Below are 21,673 nucleotides of genomic sequence, written 5' to 3'. Positions count from 1 at the left end.
AAACGTCTTATCCGGCCTACAAATCACAAATGACAGGGAGTAGGGGCTATGGGAATTAACGAAATCATCATGTACATCATGATGTTCTTTATGCTGATTGCCGCCGTGGACAGGATCCTGTCGCAGTTCGGCGGTTCGGCGCGCTTCCTCGGTAAGTTCGGTAAGAGCATTGAGGGATCGGGCGGTCAGTTTGAAGAAGGCTTTATGGCAATGGGCGCGCTGGGCCTGGCGATGGTCGGTATGACCGCGCTGGCACCGGTACTGGCGCATGTGCTCGGGCCGGTAATTATTCCGCTGTACGAAATGCTGGGCGCGAACCCGTCGATGTTTGCCGGAACGCTGCTGGCGTGCGATATGGGCGGCTTCTTCCTGGCGAAAGAACTGGCGGGCGGCGACGTGGCGGCGTGGTTGTACTCTGGGCTGATTCTCGGCGCGATGATGGGACCGACGCTGGTGTTCTCCATTCCGGTTGCGCTGGGAATTATTGAACCGTCTGACCGTCGTTATCTGGCGCTGGGCGTGCTGGCCGGTATTGTCACCATTCCGATTGGCTGTATTGCGGGTGGTCTGGTCGCGATGTACTCCGGCGTGGAAATCAACGGTCAGCCGGTGGAGTTCACCTTTGCGTTGATCCTGATGAACATGATCCCGGTGCTGATCGTAGCCGTGCTGGTGGCGCTGGGACTGAAATTCATCCCGGAAAAAATGATCAACGGCTTCCAGATCTTCGCCAAGTTCCTGGTAGCGCTGATCACCCTCGGTCTGGCTGCGGCAGTCATCAAGTTCCTGCTCGGCTGGGAGCTGATCCCAGGTCTTGATCCTATTTTCATGGCGCCAGGCGACAAGCCGGGTGAAGTGATGCGCGCCATCGAAGTTATCGGTTCTATCTCCTGTGTGCTGCTGGGTGCCTACCCGATGGTGCTGCTGCTGACCCGCTGGTTTGAAAAACCGCTGATGAGCGTCGGCAACCTGTTAAAAGTCAATAACATTGCGGCTGCGGGTATGGTGGCAACGCTTGCCAACAACATCCCAATGTTCGGCATGATGAAAAACATGGATACCCGCGGCAAAGTGATCAACTGCGCCTTTGCGGTTTCCGCGGCCTTCGCTCTGGGTGACCACTTAGGTTTCGCCGCTGCCAACATGAACGCCATGATCTTCCCGATGATTGTCGGCAAGCTGATCGGCGGCGTGACGGCGATTGGCGTGGCTATGCTGTTAGTACCGAAAGACGAAGATGTTCCGGCACCAGCAGAAACCAATCCGGAGGCGCAATCGTGAATACTCGCCAGCTACTCAGCGTCGGTATCGATATCGGCACCACCACCACTCAGGTGATCTTCTCGCGCCTTGAGCTGGTTAACCGTGCGGCAGTGTCGCAGGTGCCGCGCTACGAATTCATCAAACGCGAAATTAGCTGGCAAAGCCCGGTGTTCTTTACCCCCGTTGATAAGCAGGGCGGGTTGAAAGAGGCCGAACTGAAAGCACTGATCCTCGCCCAGTATCAGGCGGCGGGGATTGCGCCAGAGACCGTCGATTCCGGCGCGATCATCATTACCGGGGAAAGTGCCAAAACGCGCAACGCGCGCCCGGCGGTGATGGCGCTCTCCCAGTCGCTGGGGGATTTCGTGGTTGCCAGCGCCGGTCCGCATCTGGAATCAGTGATTGCCGGTCACGGTGCGGGGGCGCAAACCCTGTCCGAGCAGAAGTTGTGCCGCGTACTGAATATCGACATCGGCGGCGGTACGTCGAACTACGTTCTGTTCGATGCCGGAAAAGTCAGCGGATCGGCCTGTCTGAATGTCGGCGGACGGTTACTGGAAACGGACGGTCAGGGGCGCGTGGTGCATGCGCATCAGCCGGGACAAATGATTGTGGATGACGTATTTGGTCCAGGCACTGATGCCCGAACCCTCAATGCGGCGCAGCTTGTTCAGGTGGCCCGACGGATGGCGGCGCTGATTGTGGAGGTGATTGACGGCACGCTTTCACCGCTGGCACAGGCGCTGATGCAAACCACTCTGTTACCGGCGGGCGTGAAGCCGGAAGTGATTACGTTGTCCGGCGGGGTGGGCGAGTGCTACCGCAACCAACCTGCCGATCCGTTCTGTTTTTCCGACATTGGGCCGCTGTTAGCGACGGCGCTGCATGAACATCCGCGCCTGCGTGAGATGAACGTGCAGTTCCCGGCGCAAACCGTGCGCGCCACGGTGATTGGCGCCGGTGCGCATACGCTGTCGCTTTCGGGCAGCACTATCTGGCTGGAAGGTGTGGCGCTTCCGCTGCGCAATCTGCCGGTGGCGATTCCGGTTGATGAGGCTGATCTGGTGGCCGCCTGGCAACAGGCGCTAATGCAGCTCGATCTGGACCCACAAACGGACGCCTACGTGCTGGCGCTGCCCGGTTCTCTGCCGGTGCGCTACGCCGCGCTGTTAACGGTGATTGATGCGCTGCTGGCCTTTGTCGCGCGCTATCCGAATCCGCATCCCCTGCTGGTGGTAGCCGAGCAGGATTTTGGTAAGGCCCTGGGCATGCTGTTACGCCCACAGTTACAGCAACACCCGCTGGCGGTCATCGATGAGGTGGTTGTCCGGGCGGGGGACTATATCGACATTGGTACGCCTCTTTTTGGCGGATCGGTTGTGCCGGTGACGGTGAAATCACTCGCATTTCCTTCCTGAGGGAACGACTTATGAAACTAAAGACCACATTGTTCGGCAATGTTTATCAGTTTAAGGATGTTAAAGAGGTGCTGGCAAAAGCCAACGAACTGCGTTCGGGGGATGTGCTGGCAGGTGTCGCTGCAACCAGTTCGCAGGAACGCGTGGCGGCCAAGCAGGTGCTGTCGGAAATGACGGTAGCGGATATCCGTAATAACCCGGTGATTTCCTATGAAGAGGACTGCGTGACGCGTCTGATTCAGGATGACGTCAACGAAACGGCCTATAACCGCATCAAAAACTGGAGTATCAGCGAGCTGCGCGAGTACGTGCTGAGCGATGAAACCTCTGTTGATGATATTGCGTTTACGCGTAAAGGGTTAACGTCGGAAGTGGTCGCTGCGGTAGCAAAAATCTGCTCTAACGCGGACCTGATCTACGGCGGTAAGAAAATGCCGGTGATCAAAAAGGCGAACACCACCATCGGTTTACCGGGCACCTTTAGCTGCCGTTTGCAGCCGAACGATACCCGTGACGATGTACAGAGTATTGCGGCGCAAATCTATGAAGGACTGTCCTTCGGAGCGGGCGATGCGGTGATCGGTGTCAACCCGGTCACAGATGACGTGGAAAACTTAAGCCGCGTGCTCGATACCGTGTATGGCGTTATCGACAAGTTCAATATTCCGACCCAGGGCTGCGTACTGGCGCACGTCACCACCCAGATTGAAGCAATTCGTCGCGGTGCGCCGGGCGGGCTGATTTTCCAAAGTATCTGCGGTAGCGAAAAAGGCTTAAAAGAGTTTGGCGTTGAGCTGGCCATGCTGGATGAAGCGCGTGCAGTGGGTGCTGAGTTCAACCGTATCGCCGGGGAAAACTGCCTGTACTTTGAAACCGGGCAAGGGTCAGCGCTCTCCGCTGGCGCTAACTTTGGTGCCGATCAGGTGACGATGGAAGCGCGTAACTACGGGCTGGCGCGTCACTACGATCCGTTCCTGGTGAACACCGTGGTGGGCTTTATCGGGCCGGAATATCTCTACAACGACCGTCAGATTATTCGCGCGGGCTTAGAAGATCACTTCATGGGCAAACTGAGCGGCATCTCAATGGGCTGCGACTGCTGTTACACCAACCATGCTGATGCTGACCAGAACCTCAACGAAAACCTGATGATTCTGCTCGCCACCGCTGGCTGCAACTACATCATGGGCATGCCGCTCGGTGACGACATCATGCTCAACTACCAGACCACCGCCTTCCACGACACCGCGACCGTGCGCCAGTTGCTGAACCTGCGCCCGTCGCCGGAGTTTGAACGCTGGCTGGAAACCATGGGCATTATGGCAAACGGTCGCCTGACCAAACGGGCGGGCGATCCGTCACTGTTCTTCTGATGACGCGGGGATGACACACGATGGATCAAAAACAGATTGAAGAAATTGTACGCAGCGTAATGGCGTCAATGGGAGAGCCGCAGGTTCAAGCGCCATCAGCTGAAGTGAAATGTAGCACTACGCAGTGCGCCGCGCCGACCGGTGAAAGCTGTGCGATGGACTTAGGTTCAGCTGAAGCGAAAGCGTGGATTGGCGTTGAGAATCCGCATCGTGCAGAGGTATTGACCGAACTGCGCCGTAGCACCGCTGCGCGTGTATGTACCGGTCGTGCCGGTCCACGTCCGCGTACCCAGGCGCTGCTGCGCTTCCTTGCTGACCACTCGCGTTCGAAAGATACGGTATTGAAAGAAGTGCCGGAAGAGTGGGTAAAAGCCCAGGGACTACTGGAAGTGCGCTCGGAAATCAGCGACAAAAACCTGTATCTGACGCGCCCGGACATGGGACGTCGTCTGAGTGCGGAAGCCATTGAAGCACTGAAATCACAGTGTGTAATGAATCCGGATGTGCAGGTGATTATTTCTGATGGCCTGTCTACTGACGCCATCACCGCCAACTACGAAGAGATCCTGCCGCCGCTGTTGTCGGGTTTAAAACAGGCCGGATTGAAGGTCGGGACGCCGTTCTTTGTTCGCTATGGGCGCGTGAAAATTGAAGATCAGATCGGCGAACTGCTGGGTGCAAAAGCGGTGATCCTGCTGGTTGGTGAACGTCCGGGCCTTGGCCAGTCGGAAAGTCTTTCTTGCTACGCCGTCTATTCGCCGCGTGTGGCAACCACCGTTGAGGCTGACCGTACCTGCATCTCGAACATTCACCAGGGCGGTACGCCACCGGTTGAAGCGGCGGCGGTGATTGTGGATTTGGCCAAGCGCATGCTGGAGCAAAAAGCATCCGGCATCAATATGACCCGTTAAGGAGGCATCATGCCAGCATTAGATTTGATTAGACCTTCAGTCACCGCGATGCGTGTGATTGCCTCGGTAAATGACGGTTTTGCCCGCGAACTTAAATTACCGCCACATATACGTAGCCTCGGACTCATCACAGCAGACTCTGATGACGTGGCGTATATTGCCGCAGATGAAGCGACAAAACAGGCGATGGTGGAAGTGGTTTATGGCCGCTCGCTGTATGCCGGTGCGGCGCACAGTCCCTCTCCAACCTCGGGCGAAGTGCTGATTATGCTCGGTGGACCAAACCCGGCCGAAGTTCGCGCGGGTCTGGACGCGATGGTGGCCAATATTGAAAGCGGTGCGGCATTCCAGTGGGCGAATGACGCAGAAGATACCGCCTTCCTGGCGCATGTGGTTTCGCGTACCGGTTCGTATCTTTCCGCGACCGCGGGATGCCGACTGGGCGATCCGATGGCGTATCTGGTAGCACCGCCGCTGGAAGCGACATTTGGTATTGATGCCGCGCTGAAATCTGCCGATGTACAACTGGTAACCTATGTACCACCGCCGTCAGAAACCAACTATTCAGCAGCGTTTTTGACCGGTAGCCAGGCCGCTTGTAAAGCCGCATGTAACGCCTTTGCCGATGCCGTTCTGGATATTGCCCGTAATCCAATCCAGCGCGCGTAAGAGAGGTAGTGATGATCAATGCACTGGGATTACTGGAAGTGGATGGCATGGTGGCTGCCGTGGACGCGGCCGATGCCATGCTGAAAGCCGCGAATGTGCGCCTGCTTAGCCACGAAGTGCTCGATCCTGGTCGGCTGACGCTGGTGGTGGAAGGCGATCTGGCGGCATGCCGAGCAGCGCTGGATGCTGGCAGTGCAGCTGCAGCGCGTACAGGCCGTGTTATCAGCCGTAAGGAAATAGGCCGGCCGGACGATGACACCCAGTGGCTGATCGGCGGTTTTAAACGCCAGCCGAAGAAACCAGAACCGAAGAAACCAGAGCAGAAGCCTGAAGTGAAGTCAGATGTGGCCCCAGAGAAGACGCAGGAAGCACCTGTGTCATCTGAATCCTCTGATGAATTGCTGGCGCTGTTAACATCGGTCCGTCAAGGAATGACGGCAGGGGAAGTGGCTGCCCACTTTGGCTGGTCACTTGATGAAGCCAGAAATGCGCTGGAACAGCTCTTTTCTGACGGAGCGTTGCGTAAACGCAGTAGTCGCTATCGCTTAAAAAATTAACCTGTCGGAGGGCCGGGGGCTTCGTTGAAGCTTCCGGCTTAAAAGATCATGAAAAAGAACCGTACTGCAAACTTGCACCATCTTTATCATGAAGTATTACCCGAAGACGTTAAATTGACGCCGAAAGTGGAAGTGGACAACGTTCATCAACGGCGAACAACGGATGTGTATGAGCACGCGCTGACGATTACAGCCTGGCAGCAGATCTACGACCAGCTGCATCCGGGAAAATTTCATGGCGAGTTCACGGAAATCCTGCTCGATGATATTCAGGTGTTCCGTGAATACACCGGACTGGCGCTGCGTCAGTCATGCCTTGTCTGGCCAAACTCATTTTGGTTTGGCATTCCGGCCACGCGCGGCGAGCAGGGATTTATTGGTACCCAGTGTTTGGGTAACGCTGAAATTGCCACCCGCCCAGGCGGGACGGAGTTTGAACTAAGTACGCCGGATGACTACACCATTTTGGGGGTCGTCATTTCTGAAGAGGCCATTGCCCGTCAGGCCAACTTCCTGCATAACCCGGAAAGGGTGTTGCATATGCTGCGCAACCAGTCGGCGCTGGAAGTGAAAGAACAACACAAAGCCGCGCTATGGGGCTTTGTGCAGCAGGCGCTGGCGACGTTTAGCGAAAACCCGGAAAACCTTCGCCAACCTGCGGTACGCAAAGTGTTGGGCGATAACCTGCTGCTGGCGATGGGGACTATGCTGGAAGAAGCGCAGCCGATTATGACTGCGGAGAGCATCAGCCATCAGAGCTATCGTCGCTTGCTGTCGCGTGCGCGAGAATATGTGCTGGAAAATATGTCAGAGCCGCTGACCGTGCTCGATTTATGCAATCAACTGCACGTTAGCCGCCGGACGTTGCAAAATGCCTTTCACGCCATCCTCGGTATTGGCCCGAATGCCTGGTTGAAACGTATTCGCCTGAACGCCGTGCGCCGTGAGTTGATAAGCCCGTGGTCGCAGAGTGCGACGGTGAAAGACGCCGCCATGCAGTGGGGATTCTGGCATTTAGGGCAGTTTGCTACCGACTACCAGCAACTGTTTGCGGAGAAACCGTCGTTGACGCTGCATCAGCGTATGCGCCAGTGGGCGTGATGGTATAGCTTGAGTAGGCCTGATAAGGCGTTAGCCGCCATCAGGCAATTGTGCTTGCTGCGCTGCCGGATGGCGACGCCTTGCGTCTTATCCGGCCTACGAATTGTGTCGCTATCAGGCCATTACACCCAGTCGCGGACCTGAATAAACTCGCTAAGGGCGGCTTCCGGGCTGTTCGCTTCTGGCTGCCAGTCATACTCCCAGCGTACCAGCGGCGGCATCGACATCAGAATCGATTCCGTGCGCCCGCCGGTTTGCAAACCGAATAATGTGCCGCGATCCCACACCAGGTTAAATTCCACATAGCGTCCGCGACGATAAAGCTGAAAATTGCGTTCACGCTCGCCCCAGCTCATTGCTTTGCGGCGCTCAACGATGGGCAAATATGCCTCGGTATAACCCTTTCCAACAGCCTGCATAAAGGCGAAGCAGTGCTCGAAATCTGGCGTATTCAAATCATCGAAGAACAGCCCGCCAATGCCGCGCTGCTCGTTGCGGTGCTTGAGGAAGAAGTAGTCATCGCACCACTTTTTGTAACGGGGATAAACATCTTCGCCGAACGGCTGGCATAGATCCCGCGCCGTGCGGTGCCAGTGAACTGCATCCTCATCAAAGCCGTAGTAGGGTGTTAAGTCAAAGCCGCCGCCAAACCACCACACCGGGTCGGCGCCCGGTTTCTCCGCGATAAAAAAACGTACGTTGGCATGGCTGGTCGGAATGTAAGGATTCTGCGGATGCACCACCAACGAGACGCCCATCGCTTCAAAGCTACGCCCGGCAAGCTCCGGGCGATGTGCAGTAGCCGAGGCCGGCATTGCATCGCCATGGACATGAGAGAAGTTGACGCCTGCTTGCTCGAAAATACCGCCGTTACGCAACACTCGACTGCGCCCGCCGCCGCCCGCTTCGCGTTGCCAGTTATCCTCAACAAATTCGGTGCCGTCTATGGTGGATAACTGCTGACAAATCTCATCCTGCAAGTTGAGCAGGAACTGTTTTACGCGTTGTACATCGGGCTTCATGGTTAACGTTTCTTCGAGTGTGCTTTCTGGTTATCAAACCAGTGGAAATAGCTGATGATGCCATTGGCGATAGCGGTGGCGATTTTCTGACGAAACGCAGCCGTCCCCAGTAATCGTTCTTCTTCCGGGTTGGTGATGAACGAGGTTTCGACCAGGACCGACGGAATCGAAGGTGATTTTAGCACCACGAAGGCGGCTTGTTCCGTGCTGCGACTGTGCAGACGGTGTACCGGCTTGATCTTCTTAAGAATATGCGAGCCTAACGTCAGGCTGTTTTTAATGGTGTCAGTTTGCACCAGATCGAACAGCACCTGCTGCAACAAATGATCTTTGTCGGTGGCCTTCTTCCCGGCGACTTCATCGGCCCGGTTTTCACGATCGGACAGATATTTCGCCATGGCGCTACTGGCACCGCGATTGGATAAGGCAAAGACCGAAGCACCCGCAGCGCTCGGATTGGTAAAACCGTCGGCGTGGATCGACATGAAAAGATCTGCGCCATGTTTGTGGGCGATCTCGACGCGATCGTAGAGCGGAATAAACGTATCGCCGGAGCGGGTCAGGCGTGCATCAATCCCCTGGTTGCGTAGGATTGAGCGCACGTTTTTGGCAATCGCCAGCACCACGTGCTTTTCTTTCGATCCGTTGCGACCAATTGCGCCGGTATCAATCCCGCCGTGCCCCGGATCAAGAACAACAACACGCTTAGCGCCTGATTTTTTCGCTTTCGGTTTGCTGTGTCCATTACTGGTCTTTAGCGCTTCTTCTTTAGCGATGGCTTGCGACATGCCTGACAGCGTCAGGGCGGCCAGCCCGGCTTTCAGCACCTGGCGGCGCGATGTGAGTGTTTTTAGTGGTTTAAAAGTGCTCATACGGCCTGAGTTGTAAAAAAAAGGTTCTAAACGTTATATCGTATCGCGTAGTCCGTTGCGACGGATCGAGATAAGAATTGTTTTACTTTTCATTTCAATACGTGACAATTCCGTATTATGCCATTTTTTCCGCCGCTTCGCGTCAGATATTGGCTAAATCAGCCGTTCGCGCCATAATCGCTTTTTAACGTCCTGAAAAGGTAACCAATACCATGGAAATACGCGTTTTTCGCCAGGAAGATTTCGAAGAGGTGATTACCCTCTGGGAGCGTTGTGATTTGCTGCGTCCATGGAACGACCCTGAAATGGACATCGAACGTAAAGTCAATCATGACGTCAGCTTGTTCCTCGTCGCTGAAGTGAACGGTGAGGTGGTCGGTACGGTGATGGGCGGATACGACGGGCATCGCGGTTCCGCCTATTACCTGGGCGTGCATCCTGAGTTTCGCGGTCGCGGTATCGCCAATGCGCTACTCAACCGGTTGGAGAAAAAGCTCATTGCCCGCGGTTGCCCGAAGATTCAAATCATGGTGCGTGACGATAACGATGTTGTTCAGGGCATGTATGAACGTCTGGGCTATGAACATGCGGATGTACTCAATCTGGGCAAGCGTTTGATTGAAGATGAAGAGTACTGAGTTTCATCCGGCCGACTATGACGGTCATGGGCGTCTGCGCCTGCCTTTTCTCTTCTGGTGCGTACTGTTGTTACAGGCACGCACCTGGGTTTTGTTTGTGATAGCCGGTTCTTCTCGTGAGCAGGGCAACACGTTGCTGAATCTGTTTTATCCCGATCATGACGCATTCTGGCTGGGTTTGCTCCCCGGCGTTCCCGCCGTGTTGGCGTTTTTACTCAGCGGGCGACGCTTTGCGTTTCCGGTAATCTGGCGCTGGCTGCGCGGATTATTGATTCTCGCTCAACTGGTGCTGCTGTGCTGGCAGCCGGTGATGTGGCTGACAGGCGATCCGCTCAACGGTGTCGGGCTGGCGCTGCTGGTGGCGGATATCGTCGCACTGATCTGGCTGTTAACCAATCAACGTCTGCGCGCCTGTTTTTCCCTTGAGAAAGAATAACGGCACTTTTTGGGGAAACCGGACTCCAAGCAACGTTGATAAATAAGGAAGGAAGTGAAATGAAATCACTGCGTTTGACTTTATGCGCGATGCCGCTGCTACTGGCCGGATGTTCAACGTTGTCCTCGGTGAACTGGTCTGCCGCTAATCCGTGGAACTGGTTTGGTTCTTCAACGCAGGTCACAGAGCAGGGCGTCGGAGCGTTAACGGGCGCGACACCACTGGATGAAAAAGCCATTGCTGATGCGCTGGACGGTGATTACCGCCTGCGTAGCGGGATGAAGACTGATAACGGAAATGTGGTGCGCTTCTATGAAGCGATGAAAGACGACAAGCTGGCGATAGTCATCAATGGCAGCCAGGGAACCATTAGTCGTATTGATGTGTTAGACCACGATATTTCGTCAGTCGCGGGTGTCGAAATCGGTACACCGTTTAGCGACCTTTACACTAAAGCTTTCGGTAATTGCCAAAAGGCAACCGGCGATGACAGCGCGGGCGTTGAGTGTAAAGCTGAAGGAAGTCAACATATTAGCTATATTTTTTCCGGTGAATGGAGCGGGCCTGAGGATATAATGCCGTCTGACGACACGCTGAAAGCGTGGAAAGTAAGCAAAATTATCTGGCGGCGTTAATTTGCGTCTGAACAAATCGGCTTGTTAAAAAAACAGGTAGAATAGCGCCAATCAATGCCACGATGTCGTGGCATCTTTTTTTCAGGAGGAACAATGTCTCAGGTTCAGAGTGGCATTTTGCCAGAACATTGCCGTGCGGCGATTTGGATTGAAGCCAATGTTAAAGGCGACGTTGAGGCCCTGCGTGCGGCCAGCAAAACCTTCGCCGATAAGCTGGCGACCTTTGAAGCTAAGTTCCCGGATGCGCATCTGGGCGCGGTTGTCGCTTTTGGCAACAACACCTGGCGTGCATTGAGCGGCGGCGTCGGTGCGGAAGAGTTAAAAGACTTTATCCCTTACGGTAAAGGTCTGGCACCTGCAACCCAATATGACGTGTTGATCCATATTCTCTCTTTGCGTCATGACGTGAATTTCTCCGTTGCGCAGGCGGCAATGGAAGCATTTGGCGACTGTATTGAAGTCAAAGAAGAAATCCACGGTTTCCGTTGGGTCGAAGAGCGCGATCTCAGCGGCTTTGTTGACGGTACGGAAAACCCGGCAGGCGAAGAAACGCGCCGTGAAGTCGCCGTTATCAAAGATGGTGTGGATGCCGGTGGCAGCTATGTGTTTGTGCAGCGTTGGGAACATAACCTGAAGCAGCTTAATCGCATGAGCATCCATGACCAGGAAATGATGATTGGCCGAACCAAGGAAGCCAACGAAGAGATCGACGGTGATGACCGTCCGGTCACCTCTCACCTGAGCCGTGTTGACCTCAAAGAAGACGGTAAAGGGCTGAAAATTGTACGCCAGAGCCTGCCATACGGCACTGCCAGCGGCACGCATGGTCTCTATTTCTGCGCCTACTGCGCCCGTCTGCACAACATTGAACAACAGTTGCTGAGCATGTTTGGTGACACCGACGGTAAGCGTGATGCAATGCTGCGCTTCACCAAACCGGTAACCGGCGGCTATTACTTTGCACCGTCGCTGGACCGTTTAATGGCGCTGTAATGGCGATCTGATCCTGTTATCGGCCACGAAATAGACATCCCCGCATCGTCGGGGATTTTTTTTACCTGAGATTAACCTGATTTAGTGAGCTATTCCTCAGCACTAATTTGTTATTGCTGTATCTTCTGCGTGAATGAAGCGAAGGCTTCATATTCAAAAGGAGAATATTGAAATGGGAAAACTCACGGGCAAAACAGCATTGATTACGGGCGCATCTCAGGGTATTGGCGAGGGTATCGCCAGAACGTTTGCCCGCCATGGTGCGAACTTAATTCTGCTGGATATCTCCGATGAGATTGAAAAACTGGCGGATGAGTTGGCTGGGCGAGGGCACCGTTGCACAGCCGTTCACGCTGACGTCAGAGATTTTGCGTCGGTCAAGGAAGCGGTGATGCGTGCGAAGCAGATTGAAGGCAAAATCGATATTCTGGTGAACAATGCCGGCGTATGCCGCCTCGGCAACTTCCTTGATATGAGCGATGAAGATCGCGATTTCCACATTGATATCAACATTAAAGGCGTCTGGAATGTGACGAAAGCCGTTCTGCCGGAGATGATTGCGCGCAAAGACGGGCGCATCGTGATGATGTCATCGGTGACCGGCGATATGGTTGCCGACCCGGGCGAAACGGCCTACGCACTGTCGAAAGCCGCAATCATCGGTTTGACCAAATCCCTGGCGGTAGAATATGCGCAGTCAGGCATTCGCGTTAATGCCATTTGCCCAGGCTACGTTCGTACGCCGATGGCGGAAAGCATTGCGCGTCAATCTAACCCGGAAGATCCTGAATCCGTTTTAGTCGAAATGGCGAAAGCGATCCCGATGCGTCGTCTGGCCTGTCCGCTTGAGGTCGGTGAACTGGCGGCGTTCCTGGCCTCGGATGAGTCCAGTTACTTAACTGGCACGCAAAACGTGATTGATGGCGGTAGCACCCTGCCTGAAAGCGTTAGCGTCGGCGTCTGATTGATGCCGGTCTCCTCCTCACTCGGTGTGGGGAGGGATTCTCTTATTCTCTTTTCAACTTTCAAATCATCAAACGGTATATAAAACCGTTACTCCTTTAGCACTGGTTATAAATATGATGACCATAAGAAAGTCATTAAATTTATAAGGGTGCGCAATGGCCGTTAACTTACTGAAAAAAAGAACACTGACGCTGGCAGCCATGCTGTTGCTGGTGGGGCAGGCGCAGGCAACGGAACTGCTGAACAGTTCATACGATGTTTCCCGTGAGCTTTTTGCCGCCCTTAATCCACCGTTTGAACAGCAATGGGCGAAGGATAACGGCGGTGACAAACTGACGATTAAACAATCTCATGCCGGGTCATCAAAACAGGCTCTGGCGATTCTGCAGGGGCTGAAAGCCGATGTGGTGACCTATAACCAGGTCACCGACGTGCAGATCCTGCATGACAAAGGCAAACTGATCCCCGCCGACTGGCAAAGCCGCCTGCCGAATAACAGCTCGCCGTTCTATTCCACCATGGGTTTCCTGGTGCGTAAGGGGAACCCGAAAAACATTCATGACTGGAATGACCTTGTGCGTTCTGATGTGAAACTGATTTTCCCGAACCCAAAAACCTCCGGTAACGCGCGCTATACCTATCTGGCGGCGTGGGGTGCTGCGGATAAAGCCGACGGTGGTGATAAAACCAAAACCGAACAGTTCATGACCCAGTTTCTGAAAAACGTCGAAGTGTTTGATACCGGCGGTCGCGGTGCTACCACCACCTTTGCAGAGCGCGGTCTGGGCGATGTGCTGATCAGCTTCGAATCAGAAGTGAACAACATTCGTAAACAGTATGAAGCGCAGGGTTTTGAAGTGGTTATCCCGAAAACCAATATCCTCGCCGAATTCCCGGTGGCCTGGGTAGATAAAAATGTGCAAGCCAACGGTACTGAAAAAGCAGCTAAAGCGTACCTGACCTGGCTGTACAGCCCGCAGGCGCAAACCATTATTACCGATTTCTACTACCGCGTGAATAACCCGCAGGTGATGGACAAACAGCAAGATAAATTCCCGCAGACCGAATTGTTCCGTGTGGAAGATAAGTTTGGTTCGTGGCCTGAAGTGATGAAAACACACTTTGTCAGCGGTGGAGAGCTGGACAAACTGCTGGCGGCGGGGCGTAAGTAAATGTTTGCTGTTTCTTCCCGACGCGTGCTGCCCGGCTTCACTTTGAGCCTGGGTACAAGCTTACTGTTTGTCTGCCTGATATTGCTGCTGCCGCTGAGCGCGCTGGTGATGCAACTGGCGCAAATGAGCTGGGCGCAATACTGGGATGTGATTACCAATCCGCAGGTGGTGGCGGCTTATAAAGTGACGCTGCTGTCGGCGTTTGTGGCGTCGATTTTTAACGGCGTGTTCGGTTTGCTGATGGCGTGGATCTTAACCCGCTATCGCTTTCCGGGCCGTACGCTGTTGGATGCACTGATGGATCTGCCGTTTGCGCTGCCTACAGCGGTGGCGGGTCTGACGCTGGCGTCGCTGTTTTCGGTTAATGGCTTCTACGGCGAGTGGCTGGCGAAGCTGGATATCAAGGTGACCTACACCTGGCTTGGTATCGCGGTGGCGATGGCGTTTACCAGCATTCCGTTTGTGGTGCGTACCGTCCAGCCGGTGCTGGAAGAATTAGGTCCTGAATATGAAGAAGCGGCGGAAACGCTCGGTGCTACGCGCTGGCAGAGTTTCCGTAAAGTGGTGCTGCCGGAGCTGTCCCCCGCGCTGGTGGCGGGCGTTGCGCTTTCGTTTACCCGCAGCCTCGGTGAGTTTGGCGCGGTTATCTTTATCGCTGGGAACATCGCATGGAAAACGGAAGTGACCTCGCTGATGATTTTTGTTCGCTTGCAGGAGTTTGACTACCCGGCCGCCAGCGCGATTGCTTCTGTGATCCTCGGGGCTTCGTTGTTGCTGCTGTTTTCAATTAACACCCTGCAAAGTCGCTTTGGTCGACGTGTGGTAGGTCACTAATGGCAGACATTACCCAATTGAAACGCTATGGCGCGCCCCGCATCAACTGGGGGAAATGGTTTCTGATCGGCACGGGCATGCTGGTCTCCGCGTTTATTTTGCTGGTGCCGATGATTTACATCTTCGTGCAGGCGTTCAGCAAGGGATTAATGCCGGTATTACAGAACCTGGCGGATCCGGACATGCTGCATGCCATCTGGCTGACGGTGCTGATTGCGCTGATTGCGGTGCCGGTGAACCTGGTGTTTGGTGTGTTGCTGGCCTGGCTGGTGACCCGTTTTAACTTCCCAGGACGCCAGTTGTTGCTGACCTTACTGGATATTCCGTTTGCCGTCTCGCCGGTGGTTGCCGGCCTGGTATATCTGCTGTTTTACGGCTCTAACGGTCCGCTGGGTGGATGGCTGGATGAGCATAATCTGCAAATTATGTTTGCCTGGCCGGGGATGGTGCTGGTGACGGTATTCGTGACCTGTCCGTTTGTGGTGCGCGAGTTGGTGCCGGTGATGTTAAGCCAGGGTAGTAATGAAGATGAAGCGGCTGTGTTGCTGGGCGCGTCCGGCTGGCAGATGTTCCGCCGCGTTACGCTGCCGAATATTCGTTGGGCGCTGCTGTACGGCGTGGTGTTGACCAACGCCCGTGCGATTGGCGAGTTTGGCGCGGTGTCGGTGGTATCCGGCTCGATTCGCGGCGAAACCCTATCGCTACCGCTACAAATTGAATTACTGGAGCAGGACTACAACACGGTCGGCTCCTTTACTGCCGCGGCGCTATTAACGCTGATGGCGATTATTACCCTGTTTTTGAAGAGCATGTTGCAATGGCGTCTGGAGAACCAGGAGAAACGCGCGCAGCAGGAGGAAAATCATGAGCATTGAGATTGCCAATATTAAGAAGTCTTTTGGTCGCACCCAGGTGCTGAACGATATCTCGCTGGATATTCCTTCAGGTCAGATGGTCGCGCTGCTGGGGCCATCCGGCTCGGGCAAAACCACGCTGCTGCGCATTATTGCCGGGCTGGAGCATCAGTCCAGCGGGCATATCCGTTTTCACGGCACCGACGTCAGTCGTTTGCATGCTCGCGACCGTAAAGTGGGATTCGTATTCCAGCACTATGCGCTGTTTCGTCATATGACCGTTTTCGACAATATCGCGTTTGGTCTGACGGTCCTGCCACGGCGTGAGCGCCCGAATGCGGCGGCCATCAAAGCAAAAGTCACCAAACTGCTGGAGATGGTTCAATTGGCTCATCTGGCGGACCGCTTCCCAGCGCAGCTTTCTGGTGGGCAAAAGCAGCGTGTGGCGTTGGCGCGTGCGCTGGCGGTAGAGCCGCAGATCCTGCTGCTCGACGAGCCGTTTGGCGCGCTCGATGCGCAGGTACGTAAAGAACTGCGTCGTTGGCTGCGTCAGCTGCATGAAGAGCTGAAGTTCACCAGCGTGTTTGTTACCCACGACCAGGAAGAAGCGACGGAAGTTGCCGATCGCGTGGTAGTGATGAGTCAGGGTCATATCGAGCAGGCCGATGCGCCCGATCAGGTATGGCGCGAACCAGCTACCCGTTTTGTCCTGGAATTTATGGGCGAGGTTAACCGCCTACAAGGAACGATTCGCGGTGGACAATTCCACGTGGGCGCACACCGCTGGCCGCTGGGTTATACGCCTGGTTATCAGGGACCGGTGGATCTGTTTCTGCGTCCGTGGGAAGTGGACGTCAGCCGTCGTACCAGCCTGGATTCGCCGTTGCCGGTACAGGTACTGGAAGCCAGCCCGAAAGGACACTACACCCAATTAGTTGTCCAACCGCTGGGGTGGTATAACGAACCGCTGACGGTCATCATGCAGGGCGATGATTCCCCAAGCCGCGGCGAGCGGCTGTTTGTCGGGCTGCAAAATGCGCGTCTGTATAACGGCGACCAGCGCATTGAAACGCGTGAAGAGGAACTTGCTCTGGCGCAAAGTGCCTGATAGGTTAAAAAGTATGTTTATCGCCCGGTAAGCGCTGCGCCCCCGGGCTTTTTTACGAGCTCAAAACGTGAACACATTAGAACAAACAATTGGCAATACGCCTCTGGTGAAACTACAACGTCTGGCGCCGGATAACGGCAGTGAAATTTGGGTCAAGCTGGAAGGCAATAATCCCGCGGGTTCGGTGAAAGACCGGGCTGCGCTGTCGATGATTGTCGAAGCGGAAAAACGTGGAGAAATTAAGCCTGGTGATGTGCTGATCGAGGCTACCAGCGGTAATACCGGAATTGCTCTGGCAATGATCGCCGCGCTGAAGGGCTACCGCATGAAGCTGCTGATGCCAGACAACATGAGCCAGGAGCGCCGAGCGGCGATGCGTGCTTACGGGGCTGAACTGGTTCTGGTGACCAAAGAGCAGGGGATGGAAGGCGCGCGTGACTTAGCTCTTGAAATGGCGCAGCGCGGAGAAGGTAAACTTCTCGACCAATTTAATAATCCGGATAACCCGTACGCGCATTACACCACCACCGGACCGGAAATTTGGCAGCAGACGTCAGGTCGTATTACCCACTTTGTCTCCAGTATGGGAACAACAGGCACTATTACCGGTGTGTCGCGTTTTCTGCGTGAGCAAGAAAAAGCGGTTACCATCGTTGGCCTGCAGCCGGAAGAGGGCAGTAGTATTCCGGGAATTCGCCGCTGGCCTGCGGAATATATGCCGGGCATTTTTAACGCCTCGCTGGTGGATGAGGTATTGGATATTCATCAGAACGATGCGGAAAACACCATGCGCGCGCTGGCGGTGAAAGAGGGTGTATTCTGCGGCGTTAGTTCCGGCGGCGCAGTAGCCGGAGCGATTCGCGTGGCCGAACAAAATCCGGGAGCGGTGGTGGTGGCGATCATCTGCGATCGCGGCGATCGCTACCTTTCAACCGGCGTGTTTGGCGAAGAGCACTTTAACCAGGGATCAGGGATTTAGTTTGTAGGCCTGATAAGCATAGCGCCATCAGGCAAACGTACGGCACGATCGCCGGATGACGACGTAAAGCGTCTTATCCGGCCTGCCATAATCAATCGTTACGTTTTTCCACAAGCTTATCAAGGAATTGCCACAGCTTCTCATTCATCTGCTGATAATCCCATGCGCGCATCTCTTCAACGGAGCGGATGAAGCGCTTGCCTTTAGCTTCCGCCAGTTCTTGTTCGGAGTGTTGAATAAGCCCTTCTATAGCATCAGCCGTAAATTCCATATGGCACTGAAAACCATAGACGAAATTACCGTATTGTACGATTTGTCGCGGGCAGCCCTCGCTTGTGGCGAGAATTGTCGCCTGGTCGGTTAATCCAGGCATATCGTTGTGCCAGTGACCGACGGTAAGCGGTGAACCAAAATGGCTGAACAACGGATGCTGTTGGCCTGCTTCGGTCAGGGTGATCGGGTAGTGACCAATCTCTTTTTCCGGACTCTGGCACACCTTCGCACCCAGCGCTTCGCCGATTAACTGTGAACCCAGGCAGATCCCCACCACAATTTTACGTGCCGCAATCGCCTGATTGATCAGATGCTGCTCAGCCTGAGAATCAAAGTACGGGCACTCTGCCAGCGTGGTCCGGGGGGACTGCGGACCGCCAAACACCACCAACATATCGAAGCCATCCGCGTTCGCAGGGACCGCTTCCCCGGCGTAAACGTGCGACCAGGTGATGGTATAGCCGCGTGATTCAGCCCACGGCAGATACGCGCCAGCAGATTCAAAAGACTCATGAATAACAAAATGAACTCGCACTTTTTCTCTCCTGTTAGCGCTTTAGCGCCTGATGGATATCAGTCGCCAGCTTATCAATGTCGCTGTCTGATAATGTTGACAGCGTAATGCGCAGGCCGTGCGCAGGCGTATTGACGCCAAACACTTCGCCTTCGCGTACCAGCCAGCCGGACTTTGCCAGCGCAAAAGCGATCGCCTGGCTGTTATCTTCCAGCGGTAGCCACATATTCAGACCGTCACCAACGGGCAACTCAATGCCATGTCGCCGCAGAGCTGCCGTCAACTTTTGCTGCTGGGCGGCGTAAAATTGCTGAGTTTGCGCCAGCGTGTGTTGGTAAGTCTCGTCATTCAGGCAGGCGCAGGCCAAATCCTGCAGCAGATGGCTGACCCACTGACTGCCGGAGTTAAGCCTTAAACGTAGCTTCCCTGAAGTGAGCGGATCGCTGGCCACAATGGCCAGGCGTAAATCTGGTCCTAACGTTTTTGACATCGAGCGGACAACCGCCCAGTGCGTGGTTTCCTTCGCAATCACCGGATACCAGTGGCAAGCAGATAGCAGCGCAAAGTGGTCGTCGACAATCACCAGCGTCTGCGGATAGCGGGCCAGAATTTCCTGCAATTGCGCCGCGCGTGAGGCGCTCAGGCTGCATCCTGTCGGGTTATGCGCGCGCGGTGTCAGAATTACTGCCCGCGCGCCTTTCTGTAGCGCGAGTTCCAGCTGGTCCGGCAGCATGCCTTCGCGGTCAACGCTGGCCGGGTTTGCTGAGAACCCGGCATAGCGCAGCATGTTGATGCTGCTTAAAAAGCATGGATCTTCTACGACAACGCTATCACCAGGCAGCAAATGGGCGCACAGTAGCCGTTCGATAGCATCAATGGCACCGCTGGTAATATCAATTTCCCCTTTGCCGGGCATTGCATTTTGCATCCATTCTGATGCCCACGCCTTAAGTCCAGGTGACACAGCGGCATCGCCGTACAAGCGCGGACTCTTATTTATCTTCGCAAAATAATTACTCAGGTCAGGAAGTCGCGAGGGCGCTGGATTACCGCCGGAAAGATCGATAAGCGGGGTATCCGGATTACCACCTTCCAGTGCTACGGGGGCAGTAATCCCCTTAATCACCGTACCGTTGCGTCCCAGGCTCTGTGCCAACCCGGAGGTGACCAGGCGTTTGTAAGCCGCCGCGACAGTATTGCGGTTCACGTTTAATTCCGTTGCCAGTTCCCGCACTGGCGGTAACGTTTCTCCCACTGCCAGCGTGCCTGTAGTGACATGTTGACGGATACTGTCAAAAATTTCGTTAGCGGTTTTTCCGTCGATCATTATTGACCTATGACAAAATGAATTTTAGCATATGACGATAATAGTGAGGCGTAGACCCGCTGTCCAGCGAGAGGAGAAATTTATGGAGCAGGAGAGTGATATCCAGTCAGTGCTCTTCGACGACACGCATCGGGCGTTACAGACCGATATCGTCGCCGTTCAGTCACAGGTGGTTTATGGCAGCGTAGGTAACAGCATCGCCGTCCCGGCCATTAAAGCGCAGGGATTACGCGTGACGGCAGTACCTACGGTGCTGTTCAGTAATACCCCGCATTATGAAACCTTCTACGGCGGCGTTATTCCAGCAGACTGGTTTAGCGGTTATCTCCGCGCCTTAAACGAGCGTGATGCCTTGCGCGAGCTAAAGGCGGTGACTACAGGTTACATGGGCAGCGCGGAACAAATCGCCTTGCTGGCACAGTGGCTGAAAACCGTTCTGACCACGCATCCGGACCTGTGCATTTTGGTCGACCCCGTGATTGGCGATACGGATAGCGGTATGTATGTTAAAGCCGAAATTCCGGAGGCTTATCGTCAGCACCTGCTGCCGCTGGCTCAGGGGCTGACTCCAAATGTGTTTGAGCTGCAAATGCTGAGCGGAAAGCCGTGTCGTACGCTTGATGAAGCCATTACGGCGGCACAATCACTGCTCACCGACACCCTCAAATGGGTGGTGATCACCAGTGCGCCGGGGGATACGGAAGAGATTATTCATGTTGCGGTGGTGACGGCTGAAACGGTTGAGGTGTTAGCTCATCCGCGAGTGAAAACGGATCTGAAGGGGACTGGCGATCTGTTCTGTGCCGAGCTGGTGAGCGGCCTTGTGATGGGGAAAGCGCTGACGACCGCGACGCACGATGCTGCACAGCGGGTGCTGGACGTGATGACGTGGACGCACCAGTGCGGTTGTGATGAATTAATTCTGCCACCGGCAGGGGAGGCGCGATGAAGAGTTACCGGCTGGTAGTTCGCCAGAATGGGCGTATGGTTGGACACTTTGATACCTGCGGGACAGCGGCACTGGAAGATATCTGCGTGGCGCGGGCTATGTTCGGCATTGCGGGTGGTTACGACTGTGAGTTGTTAGTGGCGGATTCGGAACGACGGATGCTGGAGAGCGGGCCGGAGGGCATGAAAATCCTGATGCGCGAGGCGTGTTATCGCCCGGTGACTGCACACATTTAATGGCGGATGAAGTGTATAAAAAAATGGCGCCAATCGGCGCCATTTTTCTCTGCGGCAAGAATTACTTCTTGATGCGGATAACCGGGGTTTCACCCACGGTCACGCTACCGGACAGTTTGATCAGTTCTTTGATTTCGTCCATGTTGGAGATAACAACCGGAGTCAGGGTAGACTTGGCTTTTTCTTCCAGCAGCGGCAGATCGAATTCAATAACCGGGTCGCCCACTTTCACGCGCTGACCTTCTTCAGCGATGCGTTTGAAGCCTTCGCCTTTCAGTTCAACGGTATCAATACCGAAGTGAACAAACAGCTCAATGCCGCTGTCGGATTCGATAGAGAAAGCGTGGTTGGTTTCAAAGATTTTGCCGATGGTGCCGTCAACAGGAGCAACCATTTTGTTACCGGTTGGTTTGATAGCGATGCCATCACCAACGATTTTTTCAGCAAAAACTACATCCGGCACGTCTTCGATGTTGACGATCTCGCCAGAGAGCGGAGCAACAATCTCAATAGTTCCGGTGTCTTTCTTATCATCAGAAACCAGAGATTTCAGTTTATCGAACAAACCCATGA

The 21,673-nt window shown here is 54.7% G+C and carries 24 protein-coding genes; 19 read left to right on the top strand and 5 right to left on the bottom strand.

Annotated elements, in window-relative coordinates; genetic code table 11:
- Window positions 1-48: 48 nt before the first annotated feature.
- Genes eutH through eutR form a run of 7 tightly spaced genes read left to right on the top strand, consistent with a single transcriptional unit; the run spans window position 49 to window position 7,292 of the window.
- Window positions 49-1,281 (top strand): ethanolamine utilization protein EutH, encoded by a 1,233-nt coding sequence (eutH, locus tag WC1_RS07765; protein WP_003038023.1) that lies wholly within the window; start codon window positions 49-51, stop codon window positions 1,279-1,281.
- Window positions 1,278-2,681 (top strand): ethanolamine ammonia-lyase reactivating factor EutA, encoded by a 1,404-nt coding sequence (gene eutA, locus WC1_RS07770; RefSeq protein ID WP_016150737.1) that lies wholly within the window; start codon window positions 1,278-1,280, stop codon window positions 2,679-2,681. Before eutH ends, eutA begins: the two co-directional genes overlap by 4 nt.
- Before the next feature lie 11 nt (window positions 2,682-2,692).
- Complete coding sequence (gene eutB / locus WC1_RS07775) at window positions 2,693-4,054, top strand: ethanolamine ammonia-lyase subunit alpha (RefSeq protein WP_003038029.1); 1,362 nt, start codon at window positions 2,693-2,695, stop codon at window positions 4,052-4,054.
- Window positions 4,055-4,074: 20 nt separating this feature from the next.
- A complete protein-coding gene (eutC, locus tag WC1_RS07780; protein WP_003038033.1) occupies window positions 4,075-4,965 on the top strand; it encodes an ethanolamine ammonia-lyase subunit EutC in 891 nt (296 codons plus the stop codon).
- Window positions 4,966-4,974: 9 nt separating this feature from the next.
- On the top strand, window positions 4,975-5,634 hold the full coding sequence (gene eutL, locus WC1_RS07785; protein ID WP_003838537.1) for an ethanolamine utilization microcompartment protein EutL: 660 nt from the start codon (window positions 4,975-4,977) through the stop codon (window positions 5,632-5,634).
- Window positions 5,635-5,645: 11 nt separating this feature from the next.
- Window positions 5,646-6,191: an ethanolamine utilization microcompartment protein EutK gene (locus tag WC1_RS07790; protein ID WP_003838538.1), complete on the top strand. Its 546-nt coding sequence runs from the start codon at window positions 5,646-5,648 to the stop codon at window positions 6,189-6,191.
- 48 nt (window positions 6,192-6,239) lie between these two features.
- Window positions 6,240-7,292, top strand: coding sequence for an HTH-type transcriptional regulator EutR (gene eutR, locus WC1_RS07795; protein ID WP_003038041.1), 1,053 nt, complete (start codon window positions 6,240-6,242; stop codon window positions 7,290-7,292).
- A gap of 122 nt (window positions 7,293-7,414) precedes the next feature.
- On the opposite strand, the gene hemF is transcribed toward eutR, so the two are convergent.
- Together hemF and amiA are read right to left on the bottom strand one after the other, a co-directional pair.
- Window positions 7,415-8,314 carry an oxygen-dependent coproporphyrinogen oxidase gene (gene hemF, locus WC1_RS07800; protein ID WP_016150736.1) on the bottom strand — a complete coding sequence of 300 codons (900 nt, stop codon included), beginning with the start codon at window positions 8,312-8,314 and terminating at the stop codon, window positions 7,415-7,417.
- Between the two features lie 2 nt (window positions 8,315-8,316).
- Entirely contained in the window at window positions 8,317-9,186 is an 870-nt protein-coding gene (amiA, locus tag WC1_RS07805) for an N-acetylmuramoyl-L-alanine amidase AmiA (RefSeq protein ID WP_003038046.1), read from the bottom strand.
- A 212-nt stretch (window positions 9,187-9,398) separates the two neighbouring features.
- On the opposite strand from amiA, the gene WC1_RS07810 reads away from it, so the two are divergent.
- From WC1_RS07810 to cysM, 10 genes are all read left to right on the top strand, one after another.
- Window positions 9,399-9,824 carry a GNAT family acetyltransferase gene (locus WC1_RS07810; RefSeq protein ID WP_003038048.1) on the top strand — a complete coding sequence of 142 codons (426 nt, stop codon included), beginning with the start codon at window positions 9,399-9,401 and terminating at the stop codon, window positions 9,822-9,824.
- Window positions 9,811-10,260, top strand: coding sequence for a DUF2919 domain-containing protein (locus WC1_RS07815; RefSeq protein ID WP_003038050.1), 450 nt, complete (start codon window positions 9,811-9,813; stop codon window positions 10,258-10,260). Before WC1_RS07810 ends, WC1_RS07815 begins: the two co-directional genes overlap by 14 nt.
- 59 nt (window positions 10,261-10,319) lie before the next feature.
- On the top strand, window positions 10,320-10,895 hold the full coding sequence (locus tag WC1_RS07820; protein WP_016150735.1) for an RpoE-regulated lipoprotein: 576 nt from the start codon (window positions 10,320-10,322) through the stop codon (window positions 10,893-10,895).
- A 93-nt stretch (window positions 10,896-10,988) separates the two neighbouring features.
- Window positions 10,989-11,888, top strand: coding sequence for a porphyrinogen peroxidase (gene yfeX / locus WC1_RS07825; protein ID WP_003838547.1), 900 nt, complete (start codon window positions 10,989-10,991; stop codon window positions 11,886-11,888).
- 172 nt (window positions 11,889-12,060) lie between these two features.
- Window positions 12,061-12,852, top strand: a complete 792-nt coding sequence (gene ucpA / locus WC1_RS07830) for an SDR family oxidoreductase UcpA (RefSeq protein WP_003038057.1) — start codon at window positions 12,061-12,063, stop codon at window positions 12,850-12,852.
- 157 nt (window positions 12,853-13,009) lie between these two features.
- Entirely contained in the window at window positions 13,010-14,026 is a 1,017-nt protein-coding gene (gene cysP / locus WC1_RS07835; RefSeq protein ID WP_003038059.1) for a thiosulfate/sulfate ABC transporter substrate-binding protein CysP, read from the top strand.
- Window positions 14,027-14,860 (top strand): sulfate/thiosulfate ABC transporter permease CysT, encoded by an 834-nt coding sequence (gene cysT, locus WC1_RS07840; protein ID WP_003038061.1) that lies wholly within the window; start codon window positions 14,027-14,029, stop codon window positions 14,858-14,860.
- Window positions 14,860-15,735: a sulfate/thiosulfate ABC transporter permease CysW gene (cysW, locus tag WC1_RS07845; RefSeq protein WP_003038064.1), complete on the top strand. Its 876-nt coding sequence runs from the start codon at window positions 14,860-14,862 to the stop codon at window positions 15,733-15,735. Before cysT ends, cysW begins: the two co-directional genes overlap by 1 nt.
- Complete coding sequence (gene cysA / locus WC1_RS07850; protein ID WP_003038066.1) at window positions 15,725-16,822, top strand: sulfate/thiosulfate ABC transporter ATP-binding protein CysA; 1,098 nt, start codon at window positions 15,725-15,727, stop codon at window positions 16,820-16,822. The genes cysW and cysA overlap by 11 nt, the downstream gene beginning before the upstream one ends.
- Window positions 16,823-16,889: 67 nt before the next feature.
- On the top strand, window positions 16,890-17,801 hold the full coding sequence (gene cysM, locus WC1_RS07855; RefSeq protein ID WP_003838552.1) for a cysteine synthase CysM: 912 nt from the start codon (window positions 16,890-16,892) through the stop codon (window positions 17,799-17,801).
- Window positions 17,802-17,892: 91 nt separating this feature from the next.
- Here the strand turns inward: cysM and WC1_RS07860 are convergent, their stop codons facing one another.
- Window positions 17,893-18,609, bottom strand: coding sequence for a type 1 glutamine amidotransferase (locus WC1_RS07860; RefSeq protein ID WP_003838553.1), 717 nt, complete (start codon window positions 18,607-18,609; stop codon window positions 17,893-17,895).
- A 13-nt stretch (window positions 18,610-18,622) separates the two neighbouring features.
- Entirely contained in the window at window positions 18,623-19,915 is a 1,293-nt protein-coding gene (gene ptsJ / locus WC1_RS07865) for a MocR-like B6 salvage transcription factor PtsJ (protein ID WP_016150734.1), read from the bottom strand.
- Between the two features lie 82 nt (window positions 19,916-19,997).
- Here ptsJ and pdxK point away from each other — a divergent pair, with 82 nt between their 5' ends.
- On the top strand, window positions 19,998-20,864 hold the full coding sequence (gene pdxK, locus WC1_RS07870) for a pyridoxine/pyridoxal/pyridoxamine kinase (RefSeq protein ID WP_003838557.1): 867 nt from the start codon (window positions 19,998-20,000) through the stop codon (window positions 20,862-20,864).
- Complete coding sequence (locus tag WC1_RS07875; protein WP_003038077.1) at window positions 20,861-21,100, top strand: hypothetical protein; 240 nt, start codon at window positions 20,861-20,863, stop codon at window positions 21,098-21,100. Before pdxK ends, WC1_RS07875 begins: the two co-directional genes overlap by 4 nt.
- Before the next feature lie 61 nt (window positions 21,101-21,161).
- Here WC1_RS07875 and crr read toward each other — a convergent pair whose 3' ends face one another.
- Window positions 21,162-21,671 (bottom strand): PTS glucose transporter subunit IIA, encoded by a 510-nt coding sequence (gene crr, locus WC1_RS07880; RefSeq protein ID WP_000522253.1) that lies wholly within the window; start codon window positions 21,669-21,671, stop codon window positions 21,162-21,164.
- Window positions 21,672-21,673 lie beyond the last annotated feature (2 nt).

It is taken from the genome of Citrobacter sp. KTE30 (assembly GCF_000398825.1).
Lineage (GTDB): Bacteria > Pseudomonadota > Gammaproteobacteria > Enterobacterales > Enterobacteriaceae > Citrobacter > Citrobacter freundii.
This window is presented reverse-complemented; position numbering and strand designations above follow the sequence as displayed.

Coding starts and splice junctions, on each gene's coding strand:
- eutH (WP_003038023.1), top strand. CDS start 49: ATGGGAATTAACGAAATCATCATGTACATCATGATGTTCTTTATGCTG.
- eutB (WP_003038029.1), top strand. CDS start 2,693: ATGAAACTAAAGACCACATTGTTCGGCAATGTTTATCAGTTTAAGGAT.
- eutC (WP_003038033.1), top strand. CDS start 4,075: ATGGATCAAAAACAGATTGAAGAAATTGTACGCAGCGTAATGGCGTCA.
- eutL (WP_003838537.1), top strand. CDS start 4,975: ATGCCAGCATTAGATTTGATTAGACCTTCAGTCACCGCGATGCGTGTG.
- WC1_RS07790 (WP_003838538.1), top strand. CDS start 5,646: ATGATCAATGCACTGGGATTACTGGAAGTGGATGGCATGGTGGCTGCC.
- eutR (WP_003038041.1), top strand. CDS start 6,240: ATGAAAAAGAACCGTACTGCAAACTTGCACCATCTTTATCATGAAGTA.
- hemF (WP_016150736.1), bottom strand. CDS start 8,314: ATGAAGCCCGATGTACAACGCGTAAAACAGTTCCTGCTCAACTTGCAG.
- amiA (WP_003038046.1), bottom strand. CDS start 9,186: ATGAGCACTTTTAAACCACTAAAAACACTCACATCGCGCCGCCAGGTG.
- WC1_RS07810 (WP_003038048.1), top strand. CDS start 9,399: ATGGAAATACGCGTTTTTCGCCAGGAAGATTTCGAAGAGGTGATTACC.
- WC1_RS07815 (WP_003038050.1), top strand. CDS start 9,811: ATGAAGAGTACTGAGTTTCATCCGGCCGACTATGACGGTCATGGGCGT.
- WC1_RS07820 (WP_016150735.1), top strand. CDS start 10,320: ATGAAATCACTGCGTTTGACTTTATGCGCGATGCCGCTGCTACTGGCC.
- yfeX (WP_003838547.1), top strand. CDS start 10,989: ATGTCTCAGGTTCAGAGTGGCATTTTGCCAGAACATTGCCGTGCGGCG.
- ucpA (WP_003038057.1), top strand. CDS start 12,061: ATGGGAAAACTCACGGGCAAAACAGCATTGATTACGGGCGCATCTCAG.
- cysP (WP_003038059.1), top strand. CDS start 13,010: ATGGCCGTTAACTTACTGAAAAAAAGAACACTGACGCTGGCAGCCATG.
- cysT (WP_003038061.1), top strand. CDS start 14,027: ATGTTTGCTGTTTCTTCCCGACGCGTGCTGCCCGGCTTCACTTTGAGC.
- cysW (WP_003038064.1), top strand. CDS start 14,860: ATGGCAGACATTACCCAATTGAAACGCTATGGCGCGCCCCGCATCAAC.
- cysA (WP_003038066.1), top strand. CDS start 15,725: ATGAGCATTGAGATTGCCAATATTAAGAAGTCTTTTGGTCGCACCCAG.
- ptsJ (WP_016150734.1), bottom strand. CDS start 19,915: ATGATCGACGGAAAAACCGCTAACGAAATTTTTGACAGTATCCGTCAA.
- pdxK (WP_003838557.1), top strand. CDS start 19,998: ATGGAGCAGGAGAGTGATATCCAGTCAGTGCTCTTCGACGACACGCAT.
- WC1_RS07875 (WP_003038077.1), top strand. CDS start 20,861: ATGAAGAGTTACCGGCTGGTAGTTCGCCAGAATGGGCGTATGGTTGGA.
- crr (WP_000522253.1), bottom strand. CDS start 21,671: ATGGGTTTGTTCGATAAACTGAAATCTCTGGTTTCTGATGATAAGAAA.